This is a genomic window from Nocardia sp. NBC_00508 (assembly GCF_036346875.1).
Classification (GTDB): domain Bacteria; phylum Actinomycetota; class Actinomycetes; order Mycobacteriales; family Mycobacteriaceae; genus Nocardia.
Genome location: NZ_CP107852.1, coordinates 2433034 through 2447428, shown reverse-complemented (window position 1 = coordinate 2447428; position 14395 = coordinate 2433034). Strand labels below are relative to the sequence as shown.

Annotated in this window: 15 protein-coding genes; 10 read left to right on the top strand and 5 right to left on the bottom strand. The window is 68.9% G+C overall.

Annotated elements, in window-relative coordinates; genetic code table 11:
- The first annotated feature begins 4 nt into the window (after positions 1–4).
- On the top strand, positions 5–487 hold the full coding sequence (locus OHA40_RS10980; RefSeq protein ID WP_330232949.1) for a MarR family winged helix-turn-helix transcriptional regulator: 483 nt from the start codon (positions 5–7) through the stop codon (positions 485–487).
- 169 nt (positions 488–656) lie between these two features.
- Here OHA40_RS10980 and OHA40_RS10975 read toward each other — a convergent pair whose 3' ends face one another.
- Positions 657–1085, bottom strand: coding sequence for a cupredoxin domain-containing protein (locus OHA40_RS10975; RefSeq protein ID WP_330232948.1), 429 nt, complete (start codon positions 1083–1085; stop codon positions 657–659).
- A 42-nt stretch (positions 1086–1127) separates the two neighbouring features.
- Between OHA40_RS10975 and OHA40_RS10970 the strand changes: the two genes are divergently transcribed.
- The 7 genes from OHA40_RS10970 to tsaD all read left to right on the top strand — a co-directional run bounded on the left by OHA40_RS10970 (position 1128) and on the right by tsaD (position 7827).
- Positions 1128–2573, top strand: a complete 1446-nt coding sequence (locus tag OHA40_RS10970) for an NAD(P)H-hydrate dehydratase (protein WP_330232947.1) — start codon at positions 1128–1130, stop codon at positions 2571–2573.
- A gap of 261 nt (positions 2574–2834) precedes the next feature.
- Positions 2835–3980: an alanine racemase gene (alr, locus tag OHA40_RS10965; RefSeq protein WP_442944036.1), complete on the top strand. Its 1146-nt coding sequence runs from the start codon at positions 2835–2837 to the stop codon at positions 3978–3980.
- Positions 3977–5065 (top strand): alpha/beta fold hydrolase, encoded by a 1089-nt coding sequence (locus OHA40_RS10960; RefSeq protein ID WP_330232945.1) that lies wholly within the window; start codon positions 3977–3979, stop codon positions 5063–5065. The genes alr and OHA40_RS10960 overlap by 4 nt, the downstream gene beginning before the upstream one ends.
- Positions 5058–5510 (top strand): tRNA (adenosine(37)-N6)-threonylcarbamoyltransferase complex ATPase subunit type 1 TsaE, encoded by a 453-nt coding sequence (tsaE, locus tag OHA40_RS10955; RefSeq protein ID WP_330232944.1) that lies wholly within the window; start codon positions 5058–5060, stop codon positions 5508–5510. Before OHA40_RS10960 ends, tsaE begins: the two co-directional genes overlap by 8 nt.
- Before the next feature lie 54 nt (positions 5511–5564).
- Positions 5565–6257 carry a tRNA (adenosine(37)-N6)-threonylcarbamoyltransferase complex dimerization subunit type 1 TsaB gene (gene tsaB, locus OHA40_RS10950; RefSeq protein ID WP_330232943.1) on the top strand — a complete coding sequence of 231 codons (693 nt, stop codon included), beginning with the start codon at positions 5565–5567 and terminating at the stop codon, positions 6255–6257.
- A gap of 26 nt (positions 6258–6283) precedes the next feature.
- Positions 6284–6769 carry a ribosomal protein S18-alanine N-acetyltransferase gene (gene rimI, locus OHA40_RS10945; protein WP_330232942.1) on the top strand — a complete coding sequence of 162 codons (486 nt, stop codon included), beginning with the start codon at positions 6284–6286 and terminating at the stop codon, positions 6767–6769.
- Positions 6766–7827, top strand: a complete 1062-nt coding sequence (gene tsaD, locus OHA40_RS10940) for a tRNA (adenosine(37)-N6)-threonylcarbamoyltransferase complex transferase subunit TsaD (protein ID WP_330232941.1) — start codon at positions 6766–6768, stop codon at positions 7825–7827. The genes rimI and tsaD overlap by 4 nt, the downstream gene beginning before the upstream one ends.
- A 171-nt stretch (positions 7828–7998) precedes the next feature.
- Here the strand turns inward: tsaD and OHA40_RS10935 are convergent, their stop codons facing one another.
- On the bottom strand, positions 7999–9519 hold the full coding sequence (locus OHA40_RS10935; RefSeq protein ID WP_330232940.1) for an Hsp70 family protein: 1521 nt from the start codon (positions 9517–9519) through the stop codon (positions 7999–8001).
- Positions 9520–10112: 593 nt separating this feature from the next.
- Between OHA40_RS10935 and groES the strand changes: the two genes are divergently transcribed.
- Entirely contained in the window at positions 10113–10412 is a 300-nt protein-coding gene (groES, locus tag OHA40_RS10930) for a co-chaperone GroES (RefSeq protein ID WP_330232939.1), read from the top strand.
- Between the two features lie 141 nt (positions 10413–10553).
- Complete coding sequence (gene groL, locus OHA40_RS10925) at positions 10554–12164, top strand: chaperonin GroEL (RefSeq protein WP_330232938.1); 1611 nt, start codon at positions 10554–10556, stop codon at positions 12162–12164.
- A 215-nt stretch (positions 12165–12379) separates the two neighbouring features.
- Here groL and OHA40_RS10920 read toward each other — a convergent pair whose 3' ends face one another.
- The 3 genes from OHA40_RS10920 to OHA40_RS10910 all read right to left on the bottom strand — a co-directional run bounded on the left by OHA40_RS10920 (position 12380) and on the right by OHA40_RS10910 (position 14013).
- Entirely contained in the window at positions 12380–12631 is a 252-nt protein-coding gene (locus OHA40_RS10920; RefSeq protein WP_330232937.1) for an RskA family anti-sigma factor, read from the bottom strand.
- 1 nt (position 12632) lies between these two features.
- The gene (locus tag OHA40_RS10915) at positions 12633–13208 is read right to left on the bottom strand and encodes a sigma-70 family RNA polymerase sigma factor (protein WP_330232936.1); all 576 of its coding nucleotides are present in this window, start codon (positions 13206–13208) and stop codon (positions 12633–12635) included.
- 511 nt (positions 13209–13719) lie between these two features.
- Positions 13720–14013 carry a WhiB family transcriptional regulator gene (locus OHA40_RS10910; RefSeq protein ID WP_039796164.1) on the bottom strand — a complete coding sequence of 98 codons (294 nt, stop codon included), beginning with the start codon at positions 14011–14013 and terminating at the stop codon, positions 13720–13722.
- Between the last annotated feature and the right edge of the window lie 382 nt (positions 14014–14395).

Here is a 14395-nt window from a genome sequence, read left to right as displayed (position 1 = left end):
AACCATGACCGCGGATGCCGCCCTGACCGGCCTGGCCGATGGTTGGTACGCACTCTCGCTGCTGCACGATCGGATCGAGGCACATATCGAAAGGGCCCTGCAATCCGGCCATGACCTGAGCGTTCGCGAGTATTCGCTGTTGCTCGTGCTGAGCCGTCAGCACGACGGGCCCGGCGGCCACCTGCGCATGAACCAGGTCGCCGACGCCGTGGTCCTGAGCCAGAGCGCCACCACCCGCCTGGTCTCCCGGCTCGAGGACCGCGGCCTGCTGCAGCGCTACCTGTGCCCCGACGACCGCCGCGGCATCTACACCGACGTGACCCCGGCTGGCCTCGACCTCCTCGAACAGGCCCGTCCCACCCACGACGACGCCCTCGCAAGCGCCCTCGGCCAAGCCGCCGCCGACCCGGAACTCGCTCCGCTCGTCGCCGCCGTCGAAGCCCTGAAGACCCGCGGCGCCCGCACCCGCGATTACCGCCCCGTCTGAGATGACCCGGCGCGGGACTGCCGTCGATCGGCGTGGGTGACCGGCGCGGGATCTCGCAGAGTGGGCGGTGATTCGCCTCCGGGCCGTGACGTTGTGCCATCGGCTCGCGCCGCTGGTCCGGTCCGGCGCGGCTCTCGCATAGCTTGGCCGCTGGTGCGTTCCGTCCGCACTACTCGACGGTGACCGACCCGCGCATCTCCGGGTGCAGTGAGCACAGGTAGCGGTACGTCCCCGGATTGGTGAAGGTATAGCTCCACTCACCCTTGTCGAGGATGGGGCTGTTGATGCCCATCGCCTTGTCGCCGATGCCCTGCACGGTGTGCGGGGCCTTGTCGTCGAACTTCCAGGTGACCGTGTCGCCGACCTTGACGGTGACCTCGGCGGGAGAGAATCTCATGTCGTCGACCGAGACGGTGGCGGCGGCGGGTTTGCGCTCGCCGGTCTGCTGCGCGATGGTCGTCGGGCGCGCCGGTTTCTTCGTAGTCGTGGCGGCCGGGCCGGATTCGTCGCCGCCGCATCCGGTCAGCAGCAGCGCGCCGGTCATGGCGACTCCCGTGACCACCTGGATGGTCCTTGTGCGGCGGCGGACGCTTGGCATGATGGCCAAGCGTAGTAGGCCACACCGACGGAGGGAGCGGCGATGTCCGCGCAGCGGGGCTATTTCACCGTCGACGAGGTGCGTGCGGCGGAGGCCGAGTTGTTCACCCGGGCGCCGGAGGGGGTGCCCATGCGTCGCGCGGCGCACGGGCTGGCCACCGTTGTGGCGGGCGAACTCCGGGAGCGCACCGGCGGTATCGCGGGACGCGCGGTGACCTTGTTGGTCGGGTCCGGCGACAACGGCGGCGACGCGCTCTGGGCCGGTGCGCAGCTGCGCCGCCGCGGCGTCGCGGTGACCGCGCTGCTGTTGAACCCGGAACGTGCGCACGCGAAAGGGCTTGCGGCGCTGCGCAAGGCGGGCGGCCGCAGCACCGATCAGGTCGGCGACCCGGACCTGGTGATCGACGGCATCGTCGGCATCTCCGGTCACGGACCGCTGCGGCCGCGCGCGGCGGAAATCGTTGCGGCGCTGGACGCTCCGATCGTCGCGGCCGACCTGCCCAGCGGCGTCGACCCCGACACCGGTGCGATCAAAGGCGCCGCCGTGCGCGCGGACGTCACGGTCGCCTTCGGCGCCTACAAACCGGTGCACGCCCTCGCCGCGGCGCAGTGCGGCCGAATCGAGCTCGTGCCCATTGGTTTACGTCTGCCCGAACCGAACCTCGCCGCGCTGGAGCCCGCGTCGATCGGCGCCGCGTGGCCGGTCCCCGGCCCGGCCGATGACAAGTACACGCAGGGCGTCACCGGCGTATGCGCGGGCAGCGCGACCTATCCGGGCGCCGCGGTGCTGTGCGCCGGTGCCGCCGTCGCCGCGACCTCGGGCATGGTGCGGTATGCGGGAACCGGAGCGGCCGAGGTCCTGAACCACTTCCCGGAAGTGATCGCCACACAGCAGGTCGCCGCCGCCGGGCGCGTCCAGTCCTGGGTCTTCGGCCCCGGCGCGGGCACTGACGCCGACGCCATGAAGCGCCTCGCCGAGATCCTCTCCACCGATCTTCCGGTCGTCATCGACGCCGACGGCCTGACCTTGCTCGCCTCCGAACCGTGGCTGGTGCGCGACCGCACCGCCCCGACCGTCCTGACCCCGCACGCAGGCGAGTTCGCCCGCCTCACCGGTCGCGAGGTCGGCGCGGACCGGGTGGCGGCCGTCCGCGACCTCGCCGACTCCTGGCAGGTCACCGTGCTGCTGAAGGGCCGAGCCACGCTGGTCGCCGCCCCGGACCGCCCCGTTCTGGTCAACGACGCGGGCGGTTCCTGGGCCGCGACCGCCGGTGCGGGCGACGTTCTCTCGGGCATCATCGGCGCTCTCCTCGCGGCCGGCCACGACTCCACCTGGTCCGCCGCCGCGGCCGCGCGCGTGCACGCGCTGGCCGCGAACCTCGCCGCCCGCGATGACACCCCTGCCGGAGCCCCCATCTCGGCCAGTCTCCTGTCGGCCCACGTCCGCCCCGCGATCAGCGTCCTCCGTCGCCTCGCACACCCGTTCTGATGCGAGTTCCCCGGACGACATAGCGGGCGCGAACCGGCGTGCCGGGTCCTGCATTATCGGAAGCAGCGCGCCGTAGTACCGGGTCGCGCAGGTCGCTTGGCGCATTACCGGCTACAACCGGAAGCCTGCGCGCAAATAGACTCGATCAACGGAACAACTGATTTCTCGAGCACATGGGTAACTTGTCGGGCACGCCCAGACCTCGAGTGGCACCAGGCGCAGGACCTGAACGCACATCCTGCGCCACCCGACTGGTAGGGCCTGAGTACTCGGAGAGGCGGAACATCAGCCGTGAATGCGCAAGTGGAGGCGGTGATCGATCTCGATGCCATCGCCCACAACGTGCGGATCCTGCGGGAACACGCAGCGGATGCCGCGGTGATGGCGGTGGTGAAGGCCGACGGCTACAACCATGGCGCGGTCGAGGTGGCCAAGGCGGCACTGGGGGCTGGGGCGGCCGAGCTGGGTGTCACGACGGTGGCCGAGGCGGTGCAGTTGCGCGCGGCCGGGATCACCGCGCCCATCCTGTGCTGGCTCAACAACACGAACGCGGACTTCACGGCCGCGGTGGCCGCCGACGTCGAGATCGCCGTCTCCTCGCCGGCTCATCTGCGGGCGGTCGAGGCGGCGGCCCGCCGGACAGGACGCACCGCGACGGTCAGCGTGAAGGTGGACACCGGCCTGAACCGCAACGGCGTTTTGCCGGTCGAATACCCGCAGGTCCTGACGCCGCTGCGCGCTCTGGTCGACGAGCAGGCGGTGCGGTTCCGGGCGATCTTCTCCCACCTCGCGCACGCCGACGAACCGGCACACCCCAACAACGACATCCAACGCGCCCGGTTTCTGGACGCGATCGCCGCGGCCAAGGAGCACGGCCTGGAACCCGAGCTGGTGCACATCGCCAACTCGGCCGCCACCTTGACCCGCCCCGACTTGGCTTTCGACCTGGTCCGCCCCGGCATCGCGATGTACGGTCTGTCCCCGATACCGGATGACGACTTCGGCCTACGTCCAGCGATGACGTTCCAGGCCAGGGTCGCGCTGGTCAAGCGGGTTGCGGCGGGCGAAGGCGTCTCCTACGGACACCAGTGGATCGCACCGCGCGACACCACCGTCGCGCTGATTCCGGCGGGCTATGCCGACGGCGTGTTCCGCCCGTTGAGCGGACGGTTCGACGTCTGGCTGGGTGGCGCCCGGCGCCGAAACGTCGGCCGGGTGTGCATGGACCAGTTCGTCGTCGATCTCGGTGACAACGCGGCGGGCGTTCAGGAAGGCGACACCGCCGTCCTCTTCGGAACGCAACCGCACGCCCAGGAGTGGGCGGACCTACTCGGCACCATTCACTATGAAGTGGTGTGTTCACCCCGCGGCCGGGTCACCCGGCGTTATATCGGCGGCGCCCGATGAGCCGCTTTCGGATCACCCCGCTGCGCGGCGGGCTGGCCACCATCGGCGTGGTCGGCGCACTGGCGGGCGCGCACGCTCTGCGTCGCGCCGGAGCGCGTGTGCTGTGGCCCGCACGGCGCGACGACTACCGTGACGAGGATTTCGGGCTGATCGAAGCAGACCGCGCGGGCACCGTGCTCGCCGACGACGGCGTTCCCCTGGCCACCCGCACCTGCGGGACCGACGACGCGCCGGTCACGGTGGTCTTCGTGCACGGCTTCTGCAACAGCATGGAGTCCTTCCACTTCCAGCGCCGCGACTTGGAAAAGCTTTGGGGCGCACAGGTTCGGATGGTGTTCTTCGATCTGCGCGGGCATGGCCGTTCCGGTATGCCGAGCACGGCGAGTTGCACTGTCGCACAGCTCGGGCGCGATCTCGCCGCCGTGCTGGCGGCCACCACGCCGGCCGGACCGGTGGCGCTGGTCGGGCATTCGCTGGGCGGTATGGCGATTCTCGCCGCGGCCGCACGTTTCCCGGAGTTGTTCGCGGCCAGGGTGATCGGGATCGCGCTGCTCTCGACGGCCGCCGCCGAGGTCACCGCGGCGGGCATCGGTCAGCTGCTGCGCAACCCTGCGATCGACGGCTTCCGGCTGGCCGTGCACACCGCACCCGCGCTGGTGCAGGCGGGCCGCGTCACCGCGAGCAACGTGATCACGCCGATTCTGCACGTCAGTTCGTTCCACGGCCCGGTGAGCCCGACCCTGTCGCGCTTCACGACGATGATGATCGATCGGACGCCGGTGGAAACCATCGTGAAGTTCCTCCAGGCCATCGAACTGCACGACGAGTCGGCGGCGTTGTCCGCTCTGGCCGACACGCCTGCCCTGGTGCTCGGCGGCGGGCACGATCTGGTGATCCCGTTTCGCAACTCCCGTGCGCTGGCCAAAGCGTTGCCGGGCAGCGAGTTGATCCGGTTGGATGGCGCCGCGCACATGCCGCATATGCAATATCCGGACCTCGTCAACGCCGCACTGGATCGGTTGCTGGTGCGCGCGGGCGCGATCGAACCGACGCTGGGCGACGCCCCGGAGGTGGCCGGTGGCTGATCCGGGGCACCGGGTGTTGCCCACCGTTGCCGACACCGAGGCACTCGGCCGTGAACTGGCCATGGACCTGCGCGCCGGTGACCTGGTGGTGCTGGACGGCCCGCTCGGCGCAGGCAAGACCGCACTCACCCGCGGCATCGCCGAAGGGCTCGGCGTGCAGGGTCGGGTCAGCTCGCCGACGTTCATCATCGCTCGTCAGCACCGGGCCGGGCACCGGGTAGGCGCGCCTGCGGTGTCCATGGTGCATGTGGACGCCTATCGGCTCGGCGGCGACTTGGACGAGCTCGACGCCCTGGACCTGGACACCGATCTGCACCAGGCGGTGGTCGTCGTGGAGTGGGGGCGCGGGGTGGTGGAGCATCTCACGGAGCGGCACCTGCGCGTGCTGTTATCCCGCGAGCCGGATTCGGATGTGCGCACCGCGATCTGGGAATGGGTGGATTAGCTGTCAGGTAGCTCGCATCGATGGCGGCGACCACCCGGTATCGTTAGGCCAATCATGCTTGTACTCGCCGTCGACACCGCGACACCCGCCGTCACAGCGGGACTGGTGGACCTGGATCAGGGCGCCGACGCGGCCGGCCCCGTCCAGGCGCGCACCATCGCCTCCCGGGTTCGGGTCGACCCCCGCGCCCATGCCGAGGTGCTCACCCCGCAGATTCTCGAATGCCTCACCGAGGCAGGCCGTTCCAGGACCGACATCGCCGCGATCGTGGTCGGCGTCGGTCCGGGTCCGTTCACCGGCCTGCGCGTCGGCATGGCGACCGCGGCCGCGTTCGGTGACGCGCTCGGCATCCCGGTATACGGCGTGTGCAGCCTCGACGCGATCGCCGCGGACGCCGCAGACGAGCTTCCGCCGTCCGGCGAGCTGCTCGTGGTGACCGACGCGCGTCGGCGCGAGGTGTACTGGGCGCGATATCGCGAGGGCGCGCGGGTCGCGGGACCCGAGGTGTGCAAGCCGACCGAGCTCGACGCGGGTTCTTCCACGGCCATTGCCGGATCCGCTTCGCACGTCGACTTCTTCGATCTTCCCGTGCTCCCGGCCGAGACGCCGTCGCCCACCGGATTGGTGCGCGTCGCTGCGGCCGAGCTGCTCGCCCGCACCGTGCCCGAGCCGCTGGTACCGCTGTATTTGCGCAGGCCGGACGCGGTCGAGAACGCCTATCGCAGGCTCGACCGGACGGGGGCGTGACACCGGTGGCCGTCCGAATCGAACCGATGGCGCCTGCCGACATCGCGCGCTGCGTCGAGCTCGAGCAATTGCTGTTTCCAGAAGACGACCCGTGGGCCGCGGTGGCGTTCCAGTCCGAGCTGGCCGGTTCGCACAACCGCTACATCACCGCGCGCGACGGCAACGGGCGAATGGTCGGCTACGCGGGCATCGCCCTGCTGGGTGATGCCGAACACCCCGAGGCCGAGGTGCACACCATCGGCGTCGACCCCGGCTGCCATCGCGCGGGCATCGGCACGCTGCTGCTGGAGGCGTTGCTCGCCGAAGCGGGCAGGCGCGGTGGCCCGGTCTTCCTGGAGGTCCGCACCGACAACGCGCCGGCGATCGCGCTCTACGCGAAGCACGGCTTCCACATCATCGGATTGCGCAAGAACTACTACCACCCCAGCGGCGCCGACGCGTACACGATGCGCCGCCCCGCGCTGACCAGCGCGGACCGGGAGTGGCGCGCACAGAACGAGGTGCTCTCGTGATCATCATGGGGATCGAAAGCTCCTGCGATGAAACCGGTGTCGGCATCGTCCGCAGAAACGCCGACGGCACTTGCGAACTGCTCGCAGACGAGGTCGCCTCCAGCGTCGACCAGCACGCGCGCTTCGGCGGCGTCGTGCCCGAAATCGCCTCGCGCGCACACCTCGAGGCGATCGTGCCCGCGATGCGCCGCGCGCTGTCCGCCGCGGGCATCGCGAAACCGGACGCGCTGGCCGTGACCATCGGACCAGGTCTGGCCGGTGCACTGCTGGTCGGCGTCGCCGCCGCGAAAGCGTATGCGGCCGCGTGGGATGTGCCGTTCTACGCACTCAACCATCTCGGCGGGCACGTCGCGGTGGACGTCCTGGAGCACGGGCCGATGCCGCCGTGCGTCGCGCTGCTGGTCTCCGGCGGGCACACCCACCTGCTGCACGTCACGGATCTGGCCGAGCCGATCGTCGAGCTGGGCAGCACCGTCGACGACGCGGCCGGGGAGGCGTTCGACAAGGTGGCGCGCCTGCTCGGACTGGGCTTTCCCGGTGGTCCCGCGCTCGACGCCGCCGCGGCGACCGGGGATCCGCGTGCCATCGCGTTCCCCCGGGGCATGACCGGGCCGCGTGACCCACGCTACGACTTCTCCTTCTCCGGCCTCAAGACGGCGGTGGCCCGCTACGTGGAGGCGGCGCATCGCGACGGCATCGCCGCCGACGATCTACCCATCCCCGATATCGCGGCGTCGTTCCAGGAGTCGGTCGCGGATGTGCTCACCATGAAGGCGGTGCGTGCGGCCCAGGACGTCGGTGTGGGCACGCTGGTGCTCGGCGGCGGTGCGACGGCGAACTCGCGGATCCGATCGATGGCCGAGGAGCGTTGCGCCGCGGCCGGTTTGACCCTGCGCGTACCCAAGCCCCGGTTGTGCACGGATAACGGGGTGATGATCGCGGCGCTCGGCGCACACTTGATCGCCGGTGGCGCGCCGCCGTCGCCGCTGACGGTCGCCACCGATCCGGGTCTGCCGGTATCGGTGAGCCTGGTCTGTTCCGCCTCTCCGGGTCTTTAGGCCGTACCAGTCGGGTAGCGCGGGATTTTCGTTCAGGTCCTGCGTTTGGTGCCGGTTCAGTTTTGGGCGTGCCCGACGAGTTACCCATGTGCTTGCGAAATCAGTCGTTGCGTTGGCTTCGTCGGTGTGGATCGGCTCGGCCGCAGATGCGTTCGGCTGTTGGTGCTCGAATCAGTTCGACAGGAGCAGTCCTGGGTTTGCCGCTGAGCCGGAGTTCACTAGTGGCGGGAGCGGTAGGCGCGATCGCGCGGGTGCCTGGGTCGGTGTGGGACCCGCGCCGAGCTCGGCGCTCAGTGTCCGGTCCTCGGTTCCGTTCGGCTCCGCATCGGACGAAGCGCCCAGTGGCGCAGTCCGGTTGCCGAGCATCGGGCCGAGCAGTTCGGGGAACGGGATCGGCGGGAGGTTCGGGTCCGGGCGCAATGTGGGCTGGGTCGGCGTAGTCGAGGGGGCACCGGTGCCGCCCGGCCCACGATCGGTGGTCGGCGCGACGCTGCCGCTGGTGGGCCGGGCGGTGCTGTGGCCATTGGTGGTGCTCGCCGTGGTCGGCGCCGGAACCGGGACCGAGGTCGGCGGCTGGGACGCGCTGCTCGTGGTACCCGCGGGGGAGACTTCGTCGTCCGAGGTCGGCGCGAACGTCTTCACGCCGTAGCCGACGATCAGGCCTACCACCACGATCGCGCCGGCCAGCGTGCCGAACACCTTGGTGAATGTCCCGGCGGGCGCGTCGCCGCCGAGTGTGCCCACCGGGAACACCGACGGCTGTACCGAATCCGCGACCAGCGCCGCGCCTTTCGCGGTCACGGCCTCCGGATCGGGCACGGTGAACACCGGCACGTCCAAGGCTGCGGTCAACCTGTCGAGCACTGCGGGAATGTTCGCGCCGCCACCGATCACCGCGACCGCCTCCGGTCGCCGGGGCGCTCGCGCGAAGGCGGCCGCGACGAACACCGCCAAGTCGCGCAGCAGGTCGGCGATCAACTCCTCGAAATCGGCCCTGGTCAGTTTCAGCGGACGACCGGCGACATGGTCGATGGTGACCGCGTGCGCGATGGACAGGTGCTCCTTGGCCGCGCGGCCCCGGTTGGTCAGCATGCCGCGGTTCGGGCGGGTGCCGCGCCGGGCGAAGTGCAGGTCCACCAGATGGTGGTAGATCAGATCGTCGATGGCCTTGCCGCTGACGGTCGCGGTGCGATCGCAGCGGAGCAGGGAGCCGTCGGTGAGGTCGGCGACGGTGACCGTGAGTCCGGACGCCCCGAGATCGACGATGGCGACTGTGTCGTAACGGTCGAGCAGACCCGTGTACCGCAGATACGTCAACGCGGCGGTGCCCTCCGGGATCAGCCGCAGATCACGCTGTTTTCCGGTGGCCGACCGAATGATCTGCGCCTGCTCCTTGGTGCGGTAGGCGACCGCGACGCTGGTGGGCGGGCGCCTGGTCACGGACTCGAAATCGCGTGGGACACCGGCGAAGCGCCCACCGACCGGCGGGACGATATCGCGTGGCGGCTGGGTGGTCGGCAGCTGGGTGGTCATCAGCTCGATCGACGACGCCACCAGGTCACCGAGGTCGGAATGGGCCGCGTCGGCGGAGACGACGCGGTAGTCGAAACTCTGTGCGCCATTGGACGCGGTGGCGACCAACGCCGAGCACACGACCTCGGTCCCGGCTGAGATGCCGAGGGATGTTCGCATGTTCACCTCCCTTCGAGCGGATGGTCATGGTGTGTCCGACCATCTCGAATGAACTGCCGGACCGCCGTGTGGATGACGTTCGACCCGGACCGGGAATCGAACCGGCCCTCGTCCGGGTGAGGTCGCGGGGACCGGCCATGGATCACGTGTGGTTTGCTCTCTGGTGAAGCTGGTGGTGCAACGAGGATGCTGCGGCGCTGCGTGTTTCGGCGACGCTGTGGTATTTCTGCATGGCTTCGACGTCGCCGGTTGGTGACGAACGGCAAGGCCGGACAGCGACCGTCGTCCATAGTGTCACAATCCGTTATCCGAACGTTACTGTTTTCCCGAACTAATCGCCAAGCCCCGAGCGTCGTGGGCGCGCCGGGCGAAGTTGGCACCGCCCGGCCTCGGCGCTGGCACTCTGGCACTCTCATGTATAGAGTGCTAGTCGGCACTACGTGTAGCGCTTGTGCCAGCAGCTTGACTACTGAGCAGGGGTCCCGGCACCCGCGACGACGGGGCTATGCCCAGGGTCAGCACCGTGACCGAAACGATGAGTCCGGGACAACAGTTCCGGGCGACCGACATCCCCTGAAAGTGGAGGGCTCAACGTGGCGAGCGTGAACATCAAGCCGCTCGAGGACAAGATCCTCGTCCAGGCCAACGAGGCCGAGACGACGACGGCCTCCGGCCTGGTCATCCCCGACACGGCGAAGGAGAAGCCGCAGGAGGGCACCGTCATCGCCGTCGGCGAGGGACGCGTCACCGACAAGGGCGACCGCATCCCGGTCGACGTCAAGGAGGGTGACACCGTCATCTACAGCAAGTACGGCGGCACCGAGATCAAGTACCAGGGCGAGGAGTACCTCATCCTGTCGGCGCGCGACGTGCTGGCCGTCGTCAACAAGTAGCCGATCAGGCACGCATGCGTTCCGCCCCGGTGTCGTTCGTGACCCGGGGCGGAGTGCGTTGACAGTGTCTTCGGCGTATTGCCTGGCGTGGTTTCGGTAACCACCCGCCAGCGCCGCGAACCCAATACAGGAGCGAAACCCATGGCAAAGCAGATCGAGTTCGACGAGAGAGCTCGTCGGGCTCTGGAACGCGGTGTCGACAAGCTCGCCGACGCGGTGAAGGTCACCCTCGGCCCGCGCGGACGGCACGTCGTACTCGCGAAGGCCTTCGGCGGCCCGACCGTGACCAACGACGGCGTCACCATCGCGCGCGACATCGAGCTGGAAGACCCGTTCGAGAACCTCGGCGCGCAGCTGGTCAAGAGCGTCGCCACCAAGACCAACGACGTCGCGGGCGACGGCACGACCACCGCGACCGTGCTGGCGCAGGCGCTGGTCCGCGCCGGCCTGAAGAACGTTGCGGCGGGCGCCAACCCGATCGCGCTCGGCTCCGGCATCGCCAAGGCCGCCGACGCGGTCTCCGAGGCGCTGCTCGCGCTGGCCACCCCGGTTTCCGGCGAGCAGGCCATCGCGCAGGTCGCGACGGTGTCCTCGCGCGACGAGGAGATCGGCGCGATGGTCGGCAAGGCGCTGACCACGGTCGGCAAGGACGGCGTGGTCACCGTCGAGGAGTCCTCCACGCTGCAGACCGAGCTTGTCGTCACCGAGGGCGTGCAGTTCGACAAGGGCTACCTCTCGCCGTACTTCGTCACCGATCCCGACAGTCAGGAGGCCGTCCTCGAGGAGGCGTTCATCCTGCTGCACCGCGAGAAGATCAGCTCGCTGCCGGACTTCCTGCCGCTGCTGGAGAAGATCGCCGAGAGCGGCAAGTCCGTGCTGATCATCGCCGAGGACGTCGAGGGCGAGGCGCTGTCCACCCTGGTGGTCAACTCGATCCGCAAGACGATCAAGGCGGTCGCGGTGAAGGCGCCGTTCTTCGGCGATCGCCGCAAGGCATTCCTCGACGACCTGGCCGTGGTCACCGGTGGCACGGTGGTGAACCCCGACATTGGCATCTCGCTGCGCGAGGCCGGTGTCGACGTGCTCGGCAAGGCGCGTCGCGTCGTCGTTACCAAGGACGACACCACCATCATCGAGGGCGCCGGTTCCGCGGCGGACATCGAGGCTCGCGTCGCGCAGCTGCGCCGCGAGATCGAGGCCACCGATTCCGACTGGGATCGCGAGAAGCTCGAGGAGCGGCTGGCCAAGCTCGCCGGTGGCGTCGCGGTGATCAAGGTCGGCGCGGCCACCGAGACCGCGCTCAAGGAGCGCAAGTACCGCGTCGAGGACGCGGTGAGCGCAGCCAAGGCCGCCGTCGAAGAGGGCATCGTGCCCGGTGGCGGCACCGCTCTGGTGCAGGCGAGCGGCAAGCTGGCCGAGTTGCGCGACGCATTGTCCGGTGACGAGGCCGTCGGCGTCGAGGTGGTGCGCACCGCACTGCGGGCGCCGCTGTACTGGATCGCCACCAACGCGGGTGTGGACGGCGCCGTGGTGGTCAGCAAGGTAGCGGAGGGTAAGGAGGGCTTCAACGCCGCCACCCTGAGCTACGGCGATCTGCTCACCGACGGTGTGGTCGATCCGGTGAAGGTGACCCGTTCGGCCGTCGTGAACGCGGCGTCGGTCGCGCGCATGGTGCTCACCACCGAGAGCGCCGTGGTCGACAAGCCCGCCGAGGAGCAGAACAACCACAGCCACCACGGCCACGCGCACTGAGCCGGGCACTGCTGGGGAGAACCAGATGACAAGGCCCTCGAACCGCCTGGTTCGGGGGCCTTGTCCGTGCACACGACACGCCGGCGTCGGGACCGCGACTACCGGGGTATTTCGAAGCTCGACACGCTGTCTGCCGCAGAACCCGAAGGCGACCCCGGAACGGTTCGACTGCTATGGGTCTGCACGCGCGGAGCGGAAAGCCGTGGGAAGCCGGATCAGCTCGCGACCGGTGGCTGTTCAGCGGCGATGGCCGCGAGTAATCGAAGACGCAGCGACGACGGCGGGGTGGCCGCCGCAGCTGCGGTAAAAGCGGAAAGAGCTTCTCTCGTCTCTCTGACGTGCATGGCGAACTCCGCGCGTAGCACGGGGTCCTCACTGTCGAGCAGTTCCTGTACTTCGTGATGGTCTTCGTCGTCGATCGATCCGAGCGCGACGGTGTGCGCGAGATCGATCTGGCGTTGGTTCATCTCACGTCACCCCCAAACTTCTTTTCAGTCGTGTCAATCCGTCCCGAATCCGGGACTTCACGGTCGGTAACCCTACATTGAGGTAGGTTGCTACCTCGGCATAGGTTCGCCCGCCGTAGTAGGCGAGCGAGATGGCTTCCCGCTGGGTCTCCGTCAGCGTGGCGAGACCGGCCAGGACGGCTCGTTGCTCGAACCTGCGCTCGACCTCTTCGGTGACCTCGTCGAACTCGTTGCCGAGAACCCGTATCCCATAGGCGACTTCGCGTTGGGTGTGGGCTTGCTCGGCGCGGACCCGGTCGACGGCGCGTCGATGCGCGAGCGTCATCAACCACGTGACTGCCGAGCCCTTCGCCGGGTCGAAACTCGCTGCCATCCGCCAGATCTGCAGATAGACCTCCTGTGTGGTCTCCTCCGCATATCCCGGATCATGCAGCACCCGCAACACCAGACCGAAGACGCGCGCACACGTCCGGTCGTACAACTCGGCGAATGCTTCTTGGTCGGCGTGGCCGCATCGATGCAAAAGGGCGGCGAGCTCGATACTTTCGGCTGCGCGTGCCGTAACCGCAGAATCCACCGTGGGTGGGAAGGCATCTCTTCGGAACGAGTCGCCCTCTGCGGCTGGCGGCCGCGTTGTCACAACGCTCCATTCTGTGTCATCGGTCACTACCGTAGCGTGTAGCTATGACCTCCCTTCCGGTGGGGTACCCGCAAACTGACGGTAGGCCAGCGGCTGCGCGAGAAACTGCGACACGCCGGACATCTCGGAAGGAAACACGCCGTGACCCGCTGTGTCCGATCGGCGGCACTCCCGAGGCCTGCATGGCTACCCGGGCTACCCACCTACCGGCGCGTCGTTCGCACCGTCGAGCGTGGCCGCAATACGTGGGACCGACAGCTGCGACGCCTTCGGCCGTCGCCACGGCGGCCGGCCGATCGATGGTGACCGATCGAAACCCACGCGCCGATCTCCTGCGCTGAACCGGGCACCGTGGTGCGTGCGCGGCTCGGCCGGAGCTTGGTTGCAGTGGCCCGTTGTTTGCTAGGCATTCGACGCCCGGCAACGTGCGGATGGGAGGGGATTCGCCTCAGACGGCCATGCGACGGCGGTTGCGCCGCGCGTGCATCTCGCGTTCGGTCTCCGACATGCCGCCCCAGATGCCGTAGGGCTCGCTGACTTTCAGCGCGTGCGCGCGGCACTGCATGAGCACCGGGCAGGTGCGGCAGATCTCCTTGGCGCGCATCTCGCGCGCCGTGCGCGCCCGGCCACGCTCCCCATCGGGATGGAAGAACACCGCGGAATCCTGCCCGCGGCAAGACCCTCGCATCTGCCAATCCCAGACATCGGCGTTGGGTCCAGGAAGGTGGGTCGGCATGGGCATGGTGAACTCCTCGTGGTGCGAGCTCGTCAGCATTGTCGAGCAGTTGTTCTGCAACAGTTGTGGGCCACGGCGCCGTGTCGGCGAGGGTGCCCGGGCTCGCCCTTCGCGGTCGCTGCAATTTCGCGCGGCGCCGTCCGTGGCGATGAGCTACGTTAGGTCCAGCCGCGAAATTCCGTCAATAGTTCGGCGCAGCAGTTTTCCAAATCTCGCGCTGCCACATTTAACCTCCGAACTGTTTACTTTTCGCATTGGTTCCGGCGATACTGATCGGTTGGCCGGAGGTCCGTGGCTCCATCATGCATCGGATCGAGCAGTGTTTATGCAGGTAGAGGCCATTTTTCCGGTTGGGTGGCGCCCCGAGGGCCGGTGCATGCCGTGTGGC

Coding starts and splice junctions, on each gene's coding strand:
- OHA40_RS10980 (WP_330232949.1), top strand. CDS start 5: ATGACCGCGGATGCCGCCCTGACCGGCCTGGCCGATGGTTGGTACGCA.
- OHA40_RS10975 (WP_330232948.1), bottom strand. CDS start 1,085: ATGCCAAGCGTCCGCCGCCGCACAAGGACCATCCAGGTGGTCACGGGA.
- OHA40_RS10970 (WP_330232947.1), top strand. CDS start 1,128: ATGTCCGCGCAGCGGGGCTATTTCACCGTCGACGAGGTGCGTGCGGCG.
- OHA40_RS10960 (WP_330232945.1), top strand. CDS start 3,977: ATGAGCCGCTTTCGGATCACCCCGCTGCGCGGCGGGCTGGCCACCATC.
- tsaB (WP_330232943.1), top strand. CDS start 5,565: ATGCTTGTACTCGCCGTCGACACCGCGACACCCGCCGTCACAGCGGGA.
- rimI (WP_330232942.1), top strand. CDS start 6,284: ATGGCGCCTGCCGACATCGCGCGCTGCGTCGAGCTCGAGCAATTGCTG.
- OHA40_RS10935 (WP_330232940.1), bottom strand. CDS start 9,519: ATGCGAACATCCCTCGGCATCTCAGCCGGGACCGAGGTCGTGTGCTCG.
- groL (WP_330232938.1), top strand. CDS start 10,554: ATGGCAAAGCAGATCGAGTTCGACGAGAGAGCTCGTCGGGCTCTGGAA.
- OHA40_RS10920 (WP_330232937.1), bottom strand. CDS start 12,631: ATGAACCAACGCCAGATCGATCTCGCGCACACCGTCGCGCTCGGATCG.
- OHA40_RS10910 (WP_039796164.1), bottom strand. CDS start 14,013: ATGCCCATGCCGACCCACCTTCCTGGACCCAACGCCGATGTCTGGGAT.